This window comes from Ferriphaselus sp. R-1 (genome assembly GCF_000746095.1).
GTDB lineage: Bacteria > Pseudomonadota > Gammaproteobacteria > Burkholderiales > Gallionellaceae > Ferriphaselus.
Map to the genome: position 1 here is coordinate 59923 of NZ_JQKP01000007.1, position 13906 is coordinate 73828.

General features: G+C 61.9%; 20 protein-coding genes and 1 tRNA gene. 10 read left to right on the top strand and 11 right to left on the bottom strand.

The window, feature by feature from the left end; genetic code table 11:
- The first annotated feature begins 10 nt into the window (after positions 1–10).
- The 7 genes from DM08_RS06625 (at position 11) to DM08_RS12245 (ending at position 4987) form a co-directional block, all read left to right on the top strand.
- Positions 11–334 carry an outer membrane protein assembly factor BamE gene (locus tag DM08_RS06625; RefSeq protein ID WP_035383938.1) on the top strand — a complete coding sequence of 108 codons (324 nt, stop codon included), beginning with the start codon at positions 11–13 and terminating at the stop codon, positions 332–334.
- Positions 331–1134 (top strand): 4-hydroxy-tetrahydrodipicolinate reductase, encoded by an 804-nt coding sequence (gene dapB / locus DM08_RS06630; RefSeq protein WP_035383867.1) that lies wholly within the window; start codon positions 331–333, stop codon positions 1132–1134. Before DM08_RS06625 ends, dapB begins: the two co-directional genes overlap by 4 nt.
- 75 nt (positions 1135–1209) lie before the next feature.
- The gene (lnt, locus tag DM08_RS06635) at positions 1210–2706 is read left to right on the top strand and encodes an apolipoprotein N-acyltransferase (RefSeq protein ID WP_035383868.1); all 1497 of its coding nucleotides are present in this window, start codon (positions 1210–1212) and stop codon (positions 2704–2706) included.
- 9 nt (positions 2707–2715) lie between these two features.
- Positions 2716–2967 (top strand): GIY-YIG nuclease family protein, encoded by a 252-nt coding sequence (locus DM08_RS06640; protein ID WP_035383869.1) that lies wholly within the window; start codon positions 2716–2718, stop codon positions 2965–2967.
- Positions 2968–3117: 150 nt separating this feature from the next.
- A complete protein-coding gene (locus DM08_RS06645) occupies positions 3118–4050 on the top strand; it encodes a tetratricopeptide repeat protein (RefSeq protein WP_035383870.1) in 933 nt (310 codons plus the stop codon).
- 9 nt (positions 4051–4059) lie between these two features.
- A complete protein-coding gene (locus DM08_RS06650) occupies positions 4060–4437 on the top strand; it encodes a hypothetical protein (protein ID WP_035383871.1) in 378 nt (125 codons plus the stop codon).
- Entirely contained in the window at positions 4421–4987 is a 567-nt protein-coding gene (locus tag DM08_RS12245; RefSeq protein WP_152555797.1) for a hypothetical protein, read from the top strand. The genes DM08_RS06650 and DM08_RS12245 overlap by 17 nt, the downstream gene beginning before the upstream one ends.
- Positions 4988–5315: 328 nt before the next feature.
- Here DM08_RS12245 and DM08_RS06660 read toward each other — a convergent pair.
- The 11 genes from DM08_RS06660 to DM08_RS06705 form a co-directional block, all read right to left on the bottom strand.
- Positions 5316–5402: transfer RNA gene (locus DM08_RS06660), tRNA-Leu, on the bottom strand.
- A gap of 45 nt (positions 5403–5447) precedes the next feature.
- A complete protein-coding gene (ccmI, locus tag DM08_RS06665) occupies positions 5448–6710 on the bottom strand; it encodes a c-type cytochrome biogenesis protein CcmI (protein WP_035383872.1) in 1263 nt (420 codons plus the stop codon).
- Positions 6707–7198 carry a cytochrome c-type biogenesis protein gene (locus DM08_RS06670; RefSeq protein ID WP_035383873.1) on the bottom strand — a complete coding sequence of 164 codons (492 nt, stop codon included), beginning with the start codon at positions 7196–7198 and terminating at the stop codon, positions 6707–6709. Before DM08_RS06670 ends, ccmI begins: the two co-directional genes overlap by 4 nt.
- Positions 7195–7722: a DsbE family thiol:disulfide interchange protein gene (locus DM08_RS06675; protein ID WP_035383874.1), complete on the bottom strand. Its 528-nt coding sequence runs from the start codon at positions 7720–7722 to the stop codon at positions 7195–7197. The genes DM08_RS06670 and DM08_RS06675 overlap by 4 nt, the downstream gene beginning before the upstream one ends.
- The gene (locus DM08_RS06680) at positions 7719–9704 is read right to left on the bottom strand and encodes a heme lyase CcmF/NrfE family subunit (protein ID WP_035383875.1); all 1986 of its coding nucleotides are present in this window, start codon (positions 9702–9704) and stop codon (positions 7719–7721) included. The genes DM08_RS06675 and DM08_RS06680 overlap by 4 nt, the downstream gene beginning before the upstream one ends.
- Before the next feature lie 11 nt (positions 9705–9715).
- Positions 9716–10186 carry a cytochrome c maturation protein CcmE gene (gene ccmE / locus DM08_RS06685; RefSeq protein ID WP_035383876.1) on the bottom strand — a complete coding sequence of 157 codons (471 nt, stop codon included), beginning with the start codon at positions 10184–10186 and terminating at the stop codon, positions 9716–9718.
- Positions 10183–10326 (bottom strand): heme exporter protein CcmD, encoded by a 144-nt coding sequence (ccmD, locus tag DM08_RS12550; RefSeq protein ID WP_081908809.1) that lies wholly within the window; start codon positions 10324–10326, stop codon positions 10183–10185. Before ccmD ends, ccmE begins: the two co-directional genes overlap by 4 nt.
- Before the next feature lie 145 nt (positions 10327–10471).
- Positions 10472–11209, bottom strand: coding sequence for a heme ABC transporter permease CcmC (ccmC, locus tag DM08_RS06690; RefSeq protein ID WP_035383877.1), 738 nt, complete (start codon positions 11207–11209; stop codon positions 10472–10474).
- A 16-nt stretch (positions 11210–11225) separates the two neighbouring features.
- Positions 11226–11909, bottom strand: coding sequence for a heme exporter protein CcmB (gene ccmB, locus DM08_RS06695; RefSeq protein WP_237560237.1), 684 nt, complete (start codon positions 11907–11909; stop codon positions 11226–11228).
- Positions 11906–12520: a cytochrome c biogenesis heme-transporting ATPase CcmA gene (gene ccmA, locus DM08_RS06700; RefSeq protein ID WP_035383878.1), complete on the bottom strand. Its 615-nt coding sequence runs from the start codon at positions 12518–12520 to the stop codon at positions 11906–11908. Before ccmA ends, ccmB begins: the two co-directional genes overlap by 4 nt.
- Before the next feature lie 93 nt (positions 12521–12613).
- Positions 12614–13093 (bottom strand): MEKHLA domain-containing protein, encoded by a 480-nt coding sequence (locus DM08_RS06705; protein WP_035383879.1) that lies wholly within the window; start codon positions 13091–13093, stop codon positions 12614–12616.
- A gap of 119 nt (positions 13094–13212) precedes the next feature.
- Here DM08_RS06705 and rpmH point away from each other — a divergent pair, with 119 nt between their 5' ends.
- The 3 genes from rpmH to yidD are packed head-to-tail and all read left to right on the top strand — an operon-like array spanning position 13213 to position 13896.
- Positions 13213–13347: a 50S ribosomal protein L34 gene (rpmH, locus tag DM08_RS06710; RefSeq protein ID WP_035383880.1), complete on the top strand. Its 135-nt coding sequence runs from the start codon at positions 13213–13215 to the stop codon at positions 13345–13347.
- Complete coding sequence (gene rnpA / locus DM08_RS06715; protein ID WP_255358311.1) at positions 13289–13687, top strand: ribonuclease P protein component; 399 nt, start codon at positions 13289–13291, stop codon at positions 13685–13687. Before rpmH ends, rnpA begins: the two co-directional genes overlap by 59 nt.
- Positions 13687–13896: a membrane protein insertion efficiency factor YidD gene (gene yidD / locus DM08_RS06720; RefSeq protein WP_088177603.1), complete on the top strand. Its 210-nt coding sequence runs from the start codon at positions 13687–13689 to the stop codon at positions 13894–13896. Before rnpA ends, yidD begins: the two co-directional genes overlap by 1 nt.
- Positions 13897–13906 lie beyond the last annotated feature (10 nt).

Genomic DNA, 13906 nt, shown 5'->3' on the forward strand with positions numbered 1-13906 from the left:
GTTAGACACCATGCGTTTGCTACTACTCACCCTCACTCTGCTGCTGGCCTCGTGCAGCGGCATCCTCACCCCCCACAAGATCGAGATCCGTCAGGGCAATCTCATCACCCCCGAGATGCGCGAGCGGGTCAAGGTCGGCATGACGCGCCTGCAAGTCAAGGCGGCGCTCGGCACGCCGATGATCGCCGACCCGTTCCATGCCAAGCGCTGGGACTATCTCTACCGTCTGGAACAGGATGGCGAGCTGGTCCGCCAGACGCAGCTGACCGCGCACTTCGAGGATGATGTCCTGGTCCGTCTGGAAGACGGTCCGACGCTGGGAGACAAGCAATGAGCAAGCTGAAAGTGGCGATCGCCGGTTGCACTGGTCGCATGGGGCGGGTGTTGCTGGATTGTGTGGCGCAGGCCGATGATCTGGAACTGCACGCAGCGCTCGATCACGCATCCAGTCCACATCTGGGTCGTGATGCCAGCGAGTTCGGCGGTGCGCGCGGCGTGACCGTGACGGCGGATGCGGCCACGGCCTTGCAGGGCGCAGACGTGCTGATCGACTTCACCCGCCCGGAAGGCACGCTGACGCACCTTGAGATCTGCCAGCGGCACGGCGTGAACATCGTCATCGGCACCACCGGCTTCTCGGCGCAGGAAAAAGCCGTACTGGGCGCAGCAGCGCAGAGCATCGGCGTGGTGTTCGCCCCCAACATGAGCGTGGGCGTGAACCTGCTATTCAAACTGCTGGAGACCGCTTCGCGCGTGCTGTCGCACGGCTACGACATCGAGATCATCGAAGCCCACCACCGCCACAAGGTGGACGCACCCTCCGGCACTGCGCTGGGGTTGGGCGAAGTGGTCGCCCGCACCTTGGGCCGCGACCTGGAGCAGTGCGCGGTGTATGGCCGCGAAGGCGTGACTGGTGAGCGCGATCCGTCCACCATCGGCTTCGCCACCGTGCGCGGCGGCGACATCGTCGGCGATCACACCGTGCTTTACGCCGGTATCGGTGAACGCATCGAGATCACTCACAAAGCCAGCAGCCGCGCCACCTTCGCCCTGGGCGCACTGCGCGCCGCCCGCTTCCTGCAAGCGCACCCCGCCGGGATGTACGACATGCAGGACGTGCTGAGCCTGAAGTAAATCGACCTGATACGAGCAACCTGCACACCCCTCGCCCATGAGGGAGAGGGGTGGGGGAGAGGGTAGTCGCATCCAATGAAGTTCTTCGCCGCCCCGAATATCTTTGCTTGCCTGATCGGATTCCTGACCGTGGGCGGCTTCGCGCCGTTCGGCCTGTTTCCCGTCCCCATCATTACGCTCGCCGCGCTCTTCGTCCTGTGGCTGCGGGCCGACTCCGCGCGGGCGGCGTTCAGGCTGGGTTGGTGGTTTGGTCTGGGGCTGTTCGCCGCCGGTGTCGGCTGGATCTACGTCGCCCTGCACGATTTCGGCGGCATGGCCGCGCCTCTGGCGGGTGCTGCCATCCTGCTGTTCGCCGCCTTTCTCGCATTGCTGCCCGGCTTGGCCGGAGCGCTGCAAGCGCGCTGCACCGCGCCCGTCTGGGTGCGGCTGACGCTGGCGATGCCCGCCTGCTGGGTCGCCGTCGAATTGTTGCGCGGCTACCTGTTCACCGGTTTCCCGTGGCTGTCGCTGGGCTATTCGCAGACCCCTCCCAGCCCGCTGGCCGCTTACGCGCCGCTGCTCGGCGTGTACGGCGTGTCGCTGCTGGTGGCAGTGAGTGCAGGTCTGTTGGCTTGGGCATGGACGGAGAAATGTAAGGTCGCGTTGGGCGTATTGGCACTGCTGTGGCTGACGGGTCTCGGTCTGCGCACCGTCGAGTGGACGCAGCCGCAAGGCGCGCCGTTCAAGGTGGCGTTGGTGCAGGGCAACATCCCGCAAGACCGCAAGTTCGAGGAAGGTTTCCGCCTCGGCACGCTGGAGCTGTATCGCAAGCTGGCCGCCCAATCCGGCGATGCCAAACTGGTGGTGTTGCCGGAAACCGCGCTGCCGCTGCTGCGCGATGACCTGTCGCCCGACTATCTCGCCGCGCTGACCGCCACGGTGCATGCTCAGGGCGGCGATCTGCTGGCGGGCCTGTTTGAGCGCGATGGCGAGAACTACTACAACAGCGTGGTCAGTCTGGGCGCGTCGCCCGAGCAGCACTACCGCAAGGATCATCTGGTGCCGTTCGGCGAGTTCATTCCGCTGCGCTCGCTGTTCGGCGCACTCATCAACGACGTGCTGCAGATCCCCATGTCCGACCTCGGACGCGGCGGCAAGACGCAAGTGCCGCTGGCGGTGGCCGGCCAGCAGGTCGCCGTCAACATCTGCTACGAAGACGTGTTCGGCGAAGAGATCGTGCGCGCGCTGCCCGCCGCCACGCTGTTGGTCAACGTCACCAACGATGCCTGGTACGGCCATTCCCACGCCGCCGCCCAGCACAACCAGATCTCGCAACTGCGCGCGCTGGAAAGTGGCCGCATGATGCTACGCGCCACCAACACCGGCCAGACCTCCATCATCGGTCGCGACGGCGTGGTGCAAGCCGCCCTGCCGCCATTCCAGGAAGCGGTACTGAGCGGCATGGCGCAAGGCTATTCCGGCCTGACGCCCTACGCCCGCTGGGGCAACGCACTGGTACTGGGCTTGCTGGTGCTGATGCTGGGCAGCGCAAGAATGCTGCGCAAATCATGCCCTCGCCCGCAAGCGGGATAGGGAGCGGGAATGTCTGGCTGGTTCTGCTACCTGCTCGAATGCGCCGACGGCACGCTGTACTGCGGCATCAGCAACGACCTGGACCGCCGCCTCGCCGCCCACAGTTCCAGCGAAGGTGCCAAGTACACGCGCAGCCGCTTGCCCGTGAGGTTGGTCTATGCGGAGTCTTGCGAAGATCGTTCAGCGGCGCTGAGGCGCGAGGCGGCTATCAAGAAACTGCCGCGCGCCGCCAAGCTGGCACTGGCTGCATCAGTGGCTTGAGTCCTCGCACTGGACAGAGTGTTTTTCGCTGGCAGGATAGGCCCGCGCGAAAGTTTCGATGACTTCGCGCACCACCTTGCTAATAACGTAACTAATGATAAAGTTCCGCGCCGGGCGGTTTCGCCTGATCAAGACTCCAGGAGAAAAGTAATGGGAAGGCAATTTTTGAGCGGCGCGCGTTTGGCCGCCGTGTTTTTGGCAGCATTATTGGCCGCGCCGCTGGCACATGCGGATGCAACGGACATTTGTTTTAATTATTACAATGCGCAGGACTATGCCCGTGCAGAAAACGAGGCGCGAGCACTGTTGCAACGTGGCGGCTTGGATCGGGTTGGGGAGATGTTAGCCCATCTATGTCTGGGGAAGGCGCTTTCCGCGCAAGGACGGGCACGCGATGCCTTGCCCGCGTTCCAGCAGCTTGAAGCACTGTCGCAGAGTACGAAGGAGTTGGTCGCGGCCTATGTCTGGCTGGGTTCTGTCTATCAGGGCGTGGGCGATCTGGATCGCGCTGAGCTGTATGACCGACGCGCCCTCAAGGCTGCTCGGGAGTTGGGAGATAAAAGCCTTGAGGCGTCAATGCTCAGCAACCTGGGGCTGGTGGCACAAGCGCGCGGCGATACCGAGCGTGCGCTGGCCTTGTATCAGGAGTCGCTGGCGCTCCAGTCCGATGGGGCGAAGAAACCCACTATATTGAACAACATGGCAGTGATTTATTTGGATCGCAAAGATTACGCCAAAGCGGTGACCAAGTTGCGTCAGGCCATTGAAATTAATCGCAAGAACGGTGATGCGCATAGTCTAGCAAGATACCAACTGAATCTTGGTGACGTATTACGACGACAGGGCAAATTGAAGGACGCAGAAAAGGAGCTGACGGCAGGCTACAACGCCATCCGTCTGATCGGAGATAAGAGCTGGGAGGCGGCAGCCTGCGGGAAGTTAGCTGCGCTTTCCTTTGAAAAGAACGATGTGGTCCTTGGCCGTCCATGGCGGGAATGGGGTGAGGAGGGAGTCGCTCTGTATCGCGCAATCGGGGATAACGCATCGGCCGATGCGTTGGCCAAAATTATTGCTCAAGAATGAGGTTGAGTGATGTCTGATCAAGAATTCAAATCGGCGTATGCGAGAGAGAAGCATGGCCAATTTATGTTGGAAATAGCCAAGTCGATATTGACTTCCGTCTTCTCAGCTTTGGTGGGCGGTGGGTTTGCGGTGAAATTAATTAGTGCAACGGATCAATTGTTTATGTGGGCAATTTTATTGCTTGGCATCGGGGGAATAATAGCTGTGGGGCTGATGATTGCAGGGTTAAGGCAAATTGATCTGGCCCGCATTCAGCGTGGGGATACGGCTTCTGCCGTGGAGACAGTGAGTGCAGGTGGAAATGGTTTGAATATTTCCATCCATCATGATGGAAAGCAAACGGCAATTCGCATCATACAGGGAGGTAGCCATGAAAAAGTTGATTGAGTGGGGGGTGGCGCTGGTGGGCGTGCTATTTTCTGGTTGGGCCTTCGCCGGTAACGCTGCTCCGCTTGGCTTGGAGTTGGGCGTAGTCAGCTATGCGCAGGTGAAGCAGCAGCTTGGTAGCAAGACGGTGCTGAGTGCGGCGGGAACCAATCAGTATTCCGGCGGGCGCATGTTGCAAAGCGATGGCGCGGGGCTGGAGATCGAGGGATTGTCGGAGATCACTTTCATCTTTGATCGTACCGACAAGCTGGCGGCAGTGCTGATGAAGATGCCAAAAGGCGATGGCATGGGGGATCTGGAAAGCAGCAATTTCAAGCGGACGTTAAACACGCTGGCCGCTAAGTACACGCTGGACGAAAAGCGCGTGCCTTTCGTCGGCGACGCTTATGCCAAGCTGCATCAAGGCGATGCCATTATCGAGCTTTCTGCCCCGCACATGGGGTTTGGCATGGAGCTGCGTTACTTCACGACGAGCTTTGACAAGGCGTTCCGCCAGCAGTCGTCCAACGAGCGCGCAGCCAAGGCGCGGCGTCAGGCGGGGGCGCTGTAAAGGGCGGGGTGTTGCCCAAGGTACGCAGACCGATCAAATGCGCCATTTGAAGAGCCCACCGGGCCGAACGATGCAGAACCTCTCGCCGAAAGCCCGTCAGAGGCAGCGCTTTCAACAGGTCACTCACCCTGCAGTAATACTGCGACAAACAAGGCTGCGTCTTGCTGCATCCTATGACATGGAAGTCGGCGCGGGCATCCGCTTCGGCGCATACGACTGGAAAAATCCGATGTCGGGCGCATGGGCTGAGAGGCGTGGCTGAACGGCGATGACGCAACAACGGCAGAAAACAAAACGGGCTACGTTGTAACGTAGCCCGTTTGCTATTTGGTGCCGGGAGGGGGACTTGAACCCCCACGCCATCTCTGGCACCGGATTTTGAGTCCGGCGCGTCTACCAGTTCCACCATCCCGGCTGGGAAGGGGCGCATTATCCACGAATCGCCCCTGCGGTTCAACTTCTACTTCGCGCCCTGCTGGACGATGTTGTTGATCGTCACGTTCACGTCCTTGCTGCCCGGCTTGAGCGGCTGGCTCATGCCTTCCAGATCACCGGCTTGCAGCATGGCGGTGCCGGATTTCGACACGCGGGCGATCACCACCACTTGATCGAAGTTGGACAATTTCATCTCGCTCGACATCGCCATGCTGTCATCCAGCGTGAACTTGAGCGGCAGATCCTTGACCTGCTTGCGGATGATGGCCAGCGGCATCTTGGGACCGGGGACTGCGCGCGCCACGACGAACAGCGTGTCTTCCGGACTTGCGTTCGCCTTGACCACATCGCCCAAGGTGATGGTGCCCGTGATGCGCTCCTTGCCGTCGCTGACGATCTTCTCCGGCTGCTGGGGCGCGGCCATCATCGGCGCTTTGCCGCTCTTGGATAGCTTCAGGAACTCACGCGCCTGCTGGACTCCGCCCTCGACCATCTTGGCATCCTCGCTGTCCTTGGGCATCTGCTTGAGCAGGTTCTCCCAGTGGCGGATGGCTGCCGGATAGTCGCCACGCTCCATCGCTGCCGAGCCGGACAGTGCCAGTGCCTTGGGATTGGCCGGATCGATGGCCAGCGCCTTGTCCAGCATCTTGGTCGGCTCGCCCACCAGGCTCTGGCCGTTGGCCATGGCTTGCGCATCGGCATAGTCGGCCCAGACCGGGGATTCGTTCGGTACCAGTTCCACCAGTTTCTTGAACGCGCCCACCGCCTCGGGATATTTCTCCAGTTCGACCAGTGAGCGGGCAAGCAGCAACCAGCCCTCGGCATTGGCCGGCTCCTGCGCCAGCTTCTTCTGCAACTCTTCCAGCGCCGCCTCGGAACGGATGGCACCAAAACCGTCGGCGGCAGCATGCGTCACCTGCGGCAGAAAGGCGTTCTGATTGCCCACCACTCCGTACAAACCCAGCGCCAGCAGCGGGATGACCACGACCAAGCCGATGGCCAGCTTGCGGTGCGGGTCGCCTTGCGTCAGGCCGTCGGCCTGCGACGACTTCACCTCATCCAGCAGCCGCGCCTGCAATTCACGCTTGCCCTGCTCGTACAGCTCCTCGGTCAACAGGCCGTTGGCAAGGTCGGCATCCATCTCGGCGATCTGGTCGCGGAAGATGGCGAGGTTGGCCGCATCGCGCGCCACATCGTTGTTGCGTACACGGCTGCGCCACAGCGGCAGCACCACGAAAGCCAGCGCCACCAGCAGCAGCGCGGCGCAGATCATCCAGAATTGGGTCATGCTTGGGAATCCTTCTTCGACGACGGGGCCGACTCGGCGGCATCGTCCAGCAGTGCGCTGACGCGTTGCGCCTCAGCACTGGAAAGTTCGGTGGTGGTCAGTTCGGTCTGGCGTTTGCGCAGCTTGAAGAACAGTCCTATGCCGCCCAGCAACATCAGGGCGAACGGCGCGACCCACAGCGGCGCGGTCTCCTCGTCGATGGGCGGATCGAACAACACCGACTTGCCGAAGCGCTCGACCAGCAGATCGAGGATCTCCTGATCGGTCGCGCCCGCCTTCATCTTCTCGCGCATGATCTGGCGCACGTCGTTCGACCAGTCGGAATGCGAGGTGGACACGGCTTCGGACTGACACACCAGGCAGCGCACCTTCTCCGCCAGCAGGATCATGCGCTTTTCCATCACCGGGTCGTCGGCGATGTCCTTGGCCTCACCCGCCAGCGCGAAGCGCGGCAGCAAGCACAACAGGGCGATCAACAGGTATCTCATTTGGCTTGCAACTCCGCAACCAGGGGCAGGATGGTGTCACGCAGGTTCTGCGCGGTGACTGCGCCTATCAGCTTGTAAGCGATCATGCCCTGCTTGTCGATGACATAGGTCTCCGGCACGCCATACACGCCGTAGTCGAAACCGACCTTGCCGTCGGCATCGGCGATGGTCAGGGAGTAAGGATCGCCCGCCTTGCGCAGCGTGGCTTCACCGTCTTCGCGCTTGTCCTTGTAATCCAGGCCGACGATGGGGACCAGATTCTGCTGCGACAGCGCCATCAGTACCGGATGCTCGTCCTTGCACGCGCCGCACCAGGACGCCCAGACGTTGAGCAGCCACACTTTGCCGGCCATATCCTTGGGCGAGAAAGTCTTCTCCGGCTCGTGCAGCAGCGGCAGCACGAAGGCTGGCGCGGCCTTGCCCACCAGCGGCGAGGGCACTTCGCGCGGATCCAGACTCAGGCCTTTGTACAGAAACCCCGTCAGTACCAGAAAGATCACCAAGGGGAGGATGAAACGCTTCATGCTGTTTGCTCCTTGAGTTGTTCAGTGTGCGCCGCCTGTTTGCGGCGGGCGTGGATGCGGTAGCGACGGTCGGAGATGGCCAGGATGCCGCCCAGCGCCATCATCAGGCAGCCCGCCCAGATCCAGTCCACGAACGGTTTGACGTAGACGCGCACCGCCCAGGCTCCCTCCGATTCGGGGATGGGCTCGCCCAGCGAAACGTACAGGTCGCGCAGCAGGCCACTTTCGATGGATGCCTCGGTCATCGGCATGCCGGAAGCGTTGTACTGGCGCTTCTCGGGGAACAACTGCGTCACCTGCTTGCCGTCTCGGGTGATGGTCACCCGGCCTTGTGCGGCGATGTAGTTCGGCCCCTTTTCTTCGCGCACGCCGTCGAAGCGGAAGGTGTAGCCTCCCGCCAACACGGTGTCACCCACGTTCATGCGCACGTCACGCTCGATCTCGTAGCCCTTCACCAGCGTCACGCCGACGATGAAGATGCCGATGCCTAGGTGCGCCAGTTGCATGCCGTAATAGCTGGGCGACTGGCTGCGCAGGCGCTCCCACAACACCTTGTCACGGCCACCGAGACGCTTGCGGAGGTCCAGCGCACAGGTGGTGAACACCCAGAACGCCATCAGCAAACCCAGCGAGATCATGGCCGACCATTTGCCCAGCACCACCGGCAGGATCAGTGCGATGACCAGACTAGAGGCGAAGGCCCAGCGCACGCGCTTCGCCAGATCAGGCACGCTCGCCTGTTTCCAGCGCGCCAGCGGGCCGAGGCCCATCATGAAAATCATCGGCACCATCAGCGGCACGAACACCTTGTTAAAGTACGGCGCGCCGACTGAGAGCTTGCTCATGCCCAGCGCGTCCACGAACAGCGGGAACAGCGTGCCGATGAACACCGAGGCCGAGGCCACCGACAGCAACACGTTGTTGGTCAGCAGCAGGGATTCACGCGATACCAGCTCGAAACGGCCACCCAGACCGATCTTGGGTGCGCGCCAAGCGAATAGCAGCAGCGAGGAGCCGATGACGATGACCAAAAAGGACAGGATGAAGATGCCGCGCTTGGGATCGGTGGCGAAGGCGTGTACCGAAGTCAGCACGCCAGAGCGCACCAGGAACGTCCCCAGCAGCGACAGCGAGAATGCGGCGATGGCGAGCAACACCGTCCAGCTCTTGAACGCGCCGCGCTTCTCGGTCACCGCCAGCGAGTGCATCAGCGCGGTGCCCACCAGCCAGGGCATGAAGGACGCATTCTCCACCGGGTCCCAGAACCACCAGCCACCCCAGCCCAGCTCGTAATAGGCCCACCAGCTACCCAGCGCGATGCCCACGGTGAGGAACACCCAGGCCACCGTCGTCCACGGACGCGACCAGCGCGCCCAGGTGGAATCCATCTGACCGCCCAGCAGCGCGGCGATGGCGAAAGCGAACGCCACCGAGAAGCCGACGTAGCCCATGTACAGCATCGGCGGGTGGATCACCAGACCGGGGTCTTGCAGCAGCGGGTTGAGGTCGCGGCCATCCATCGCGGCGGGTAGCAGACGGTCGAAGGGGTTGGAGGTGAACAACATGAACAGCAGGAAGCCGACCGAGATCAGCCCCATCACGCCGACCACGCGCGCCACCATCTCTTCCGGCAAGTGCTTGCTGAACATCACCACCGCCACCGTCCACACGGTCAGGATCACCGTCCACAGCAGCAACGAGCCTTCGTGACCGCCCCACAGCGCCGCGATGCGGTACTGCACCGGCAATTGCGAATTGGAGTGCTGCGCCACGTAGAGCACGGAGAAGTCGTTGCCGATGAAGGCTTGCAGCAGACAGCCGAAGGCCACCGCCACGAACACGAATTGCCCGGCCGCCATGAAGCGCGACATGCCCATCAACACCGCGTTGCCTCGTGCCGCGCCCCAAATGGGCAGCACGCCCTGCAACAGCGCCAGCAGCAGCGCGACGATGAGGGCGAAATTACCGATCTCTGGAATCATGCCGTCTTTCCTTATTTCACAGCCGGGGCGCTGGCAGCAGCGGGCACACCGGATTGCGCCTTGGCGGCGGCATCCAGCGCAGCCTTGGCTTCCGGCGGCATGTAGTTCTCGTCATGCTTGGCCAGCACTTCGTCGGCGCGGAACAGGTTGCCCGCTTCCAGCTTGCCTTGCGCGACGATGCCTTTGCCTTCCTTGAACAGGTCGGGCAGGATGCCCTTGTAGACCACATCCATGCCCTGCACGTTGTCGGTGACGCGGAAATGCACCGTCAGACCGTCGCCTTCGCGCTTGACGCTGCCCGGCTCGACCAGACCGCCGATACGAAAGTTGCGACCTTGCGGCGCTTCATGGTTGGCCACCTGGGTCGGGGTGAAATACAGGCTGACGTTGTCCTTCAGCGCATACAGCACCAGACCCGCCGCCGCGCCCACCAGCGCCAGACCACCCACGATGAAAGCCAGCCGTTTTTGTCTCTTGGTCATGCCTCGTCTCCTGCGTCACGTTGCAAACGCAAAGCGCGCAACGTGCTCTTGCGGCGCTGCCGCACCAGCAATATCTCGATTACAAAGATCAGGGCCGCCATACCGTAGGAGCCCCAGATAAAGAAACTGTGATCGCTCATGCCTTCACCTCCATCACGCTTTTGTGATAACTGACCGAGTTTCGTTGGAGGTGAGTCGCGGTCATTGGCTTCGGCATCACGCGCTGTGCGCATGAGCCTACACCGCAACTACGTTGTCCCGCACCCACCGCATACGCGCACCGTGTCATGACCGCACCTCAGATAATTCACCCACCCATTGTGTCGCGCCTTCGCGTTCCAGAATGATGCTGCGCACCCGCGCCAAGGCGACCGCGATGGCATAGCACCAGCATGCCAGCAGCATCAGCAACAGCGCCTGCTGCATGGCGACGTGCATGGAAGTCCCGCTGAACTTGATGGTCGAGCCTTGGTGCAAGGTGTTCCACCACTTCACCGAGAAATAGATGATGGGCACGTTGACCGAGCCGACGATGGCCAGCAAGGCGGCAGCGCGGTCGGCACGGCGCGGGTCGTCGATGGAGGCGTGCAACGCAATGAAGCCCAGATACAGGAACAGCAGGATCAGTTCGGACGTCAGGCGCGCATCCCACACCCACCACGCGCCCCACATCGGCTTGCCCCACAGCGCGCCGGTCCACAGCGAGATGAAGGCGAACAGCGCGCCGGTCGGGGCCAGCGCCGAGGCCATCATCGCCGAGAGGCGGGTCTTGAATATCAATCCCAGTGCGGCATAACCCGCCATGATCAGATAGACGAACATCGACAGGATGGAGGCCGGCACATGGATGAACATGATGCGATAGGCCTCGCCCTGCACTGCGTCGGTAGGCGCGACCACGAAGCCGACATACATGCCCGCCGCGAAGAGCAGCAGCGCAGCGGCTGCGAACCAGGGGATCAGCTTGCCCGCCAGACTGTAGAAGTTGGTCGGTGCCGAATATTTGAACCAGTTGATTGCCAAGTCTAACTCCCGAAACTCATTCCATAGAAATACGCAAGGCCTGCGCCGTCACCCAGGGCGTGAACACCAGCGCCATGGTGACGATCGCGCCCATCAACGCCAGATTCGCATTGGGACTCAAGCCGCTGTTCACCGCCTCGACCGCACCGGTACCGAAGATCAGCACCGGGATGCACAACGGCAACACCAGCAGCGAGACCAGCACTCCGCCACCGCGCAAGCCCAGTGTCAACGCCGCGCCGACCGCGCCCAACATGCTCAGCACCGGCGTACCCAGCAACAGACCGAACATCAATATCCCCAGCGCCTGCGGAGCCATGTCGAACTGCAAGCCCAGCACCGGTGCCATCAACACCAGCGGCAGACCGGACACCATCCAGTGCGCCACCATCTTGCCCAGCACCAGCACCGACAAGGATTGCGGTGCCAACATCATCTGCTCCAGCGTGCCGTCGGCGTAGTCTGCCGCGAACAAGCGCGCAAGCGACAGCATGGAAGCCAGCAGAGCGGCCACCCACACCACGCCGGGAGCCATCTTGCGCAACATGTCCAGCTCCGGCCCCACGCCCAGCGGGAACAGGCTCACCACCATCACGAAGAAGATCAGCGTGGTCAGCACATCGGCGCGGCGACGCATAGCCAGCAACAGGTCGCGCCGGATCACCAGCAGCAACAGGGCGATCAACGAGAGCTTCTTCACGACAACACCAAGCGCCGCAATTCGACGCCCTCGACCACTAGCGGCTGGTGCGTGGTGAAGATCACCATGCCATCGCGCGCCAGATGCTCGCCCAGTAATTCCTGTATCAGACCGACGGCTCCGACATCCAGCGCGGTCAATGGTTCATCCAGCACCCACAATGGCGCGTCCGACACCAACATGCGCGCCAGTGCGGCACGGCGCCGTTGTCCCTGCGACAGCACTTTCACCGGCAGATGCTCGCGCCCTTTCAGTCCCATGCGGCGCAAGGCGGCGACGGCCTCCTTTTCGCTCAACGCGATACCGGCCAGCCCGGCAGAGATCTGGAGATTCTCCAGCGCGTTCAACTCATCCTTGATGGCATTGTGATGGCCGAGGTAGAGCAGTTCGGCGTAGTAATCCTCGTCCAGCTCCTCGATGTTTTCGCCGCGCCAACGTATCTCGCCCGCCACCGGCTGCATGAAGCCGCACAACGTGCGCAGCAAACTGGTCTTGCCCTTGCCGTTCTCGCCCTGCACCTGCAAAAGCTCACCCGCCTCCAGCGCGAAGCTAAGGTCAGTGAACAGCGGGTGGTCTCCTCGGGAACAAGCCAGGTTGCTGACTTCCAGCATGGTTACAGCGCGATCCTGAAATACAAACAGCGCGGGATTATATACGAAGCTGCGCGGCAGGCACCGGAATCGGCATGACCGGCTCCCCCCGCATCAGTCCGGCAAACCAAGCCATTCAGTGAAAGTCGCCGCCTGACCATGCAGCTTGCCAGCTTCATCCAGCAGATTCCACACGATGACGCGCTCGATACGGAAGCGCTTGCCACTACTGGAGATGCGCACGCCGGAATAGTCGTCGATGTAGCCGTGCTGCGTCACCCGCTCCAGCAGCCGGGCGCGGGCCTCGCGCGCCAACGGCTCAGCGGAATAGCGCGACGGCAACCGGGTGAAGGCCGCGAAATCCAGCTCGAACAGCTCCAGCGCGAGCCGGTTACCATAGAAGAACACCGGATCAGCCTCCGTGCCGTGGGCCAGAATGGCGCGCGGCGCGTCCCACAGCAGGTCAGACAAGCGCTCGTGCTGGTTCGACTCGACCAGCACCCGCCCGGTCAATCTATGGAAGCTATCGAAGATCAGATGCAACCGAGCATCCAACTCGGCGGATATGACTGGTTTTTTGATGGATTCCGGCATGACGCGGATTATAGCCAGCCGCCGCGCCCCTTGTCTTTTCGGGCACAAACAGCTTGACAGAAAGTCGCTCAGGCATTGTAATTGCGCGCTTTTTTACAATTCGCCACAGGAGTCTCCAAATGAAACGTACATACCAACCTTCCGTCACCAAGAGAAAGCGCACTCACGGTTTTCTGGTCCGCATGAAAACCAAGGGTGGCCGCGCCGTCATTCGCGCACGTCGCGCCAAGGGCCGCGCACGTCTTGCCGTCTAAGGAAAGACAGGTTTTTTCGGGCGAGCGCCGCTTGCGCCAGCGTGTCGAGTTCGATGCGGTGATGGTTGGCAAGGGCCTGCCCAACAAGTGTTTTGTGATTTACCAGCGGGCGAATCAGGTGGGAGTCTCCCGCCTCGGCATCGTCGCCAGCAAACGGGTGATGCCGACCGCCGTGGCGCGTAATCTGGCCAAGCGGACGGTGCGGGAAGCCTTCCGGCAACTCTTCCCCGTGGAATGCGCGCTGGATGTGGTGGTGCGAGTGCGTCGTCCGGTACGGCGTGAAGCGATGGCGGAGTGCCGTGAGGCGCTGACGCAGTTGTTTCAGGCGGTGCAGGCGTGATGCGCTGGCTACTGCTCAAACTGATACGCGGCTATCAATGTGCGATCAGTCCGATGTTTCCGCCGTCGTGTCGTTTTACTCCCAGCTGTTCCTGCTATGCCAGCGAGGCGGTGGAGAAACACGGCTCGGTGCGCGGCGCATGGCTGGCTATCAAACGGGTGTTGCGTTGCAACCCGTGGAACGACGGCGGTTACGACCCCGTCCCTTGAATTTACGCAA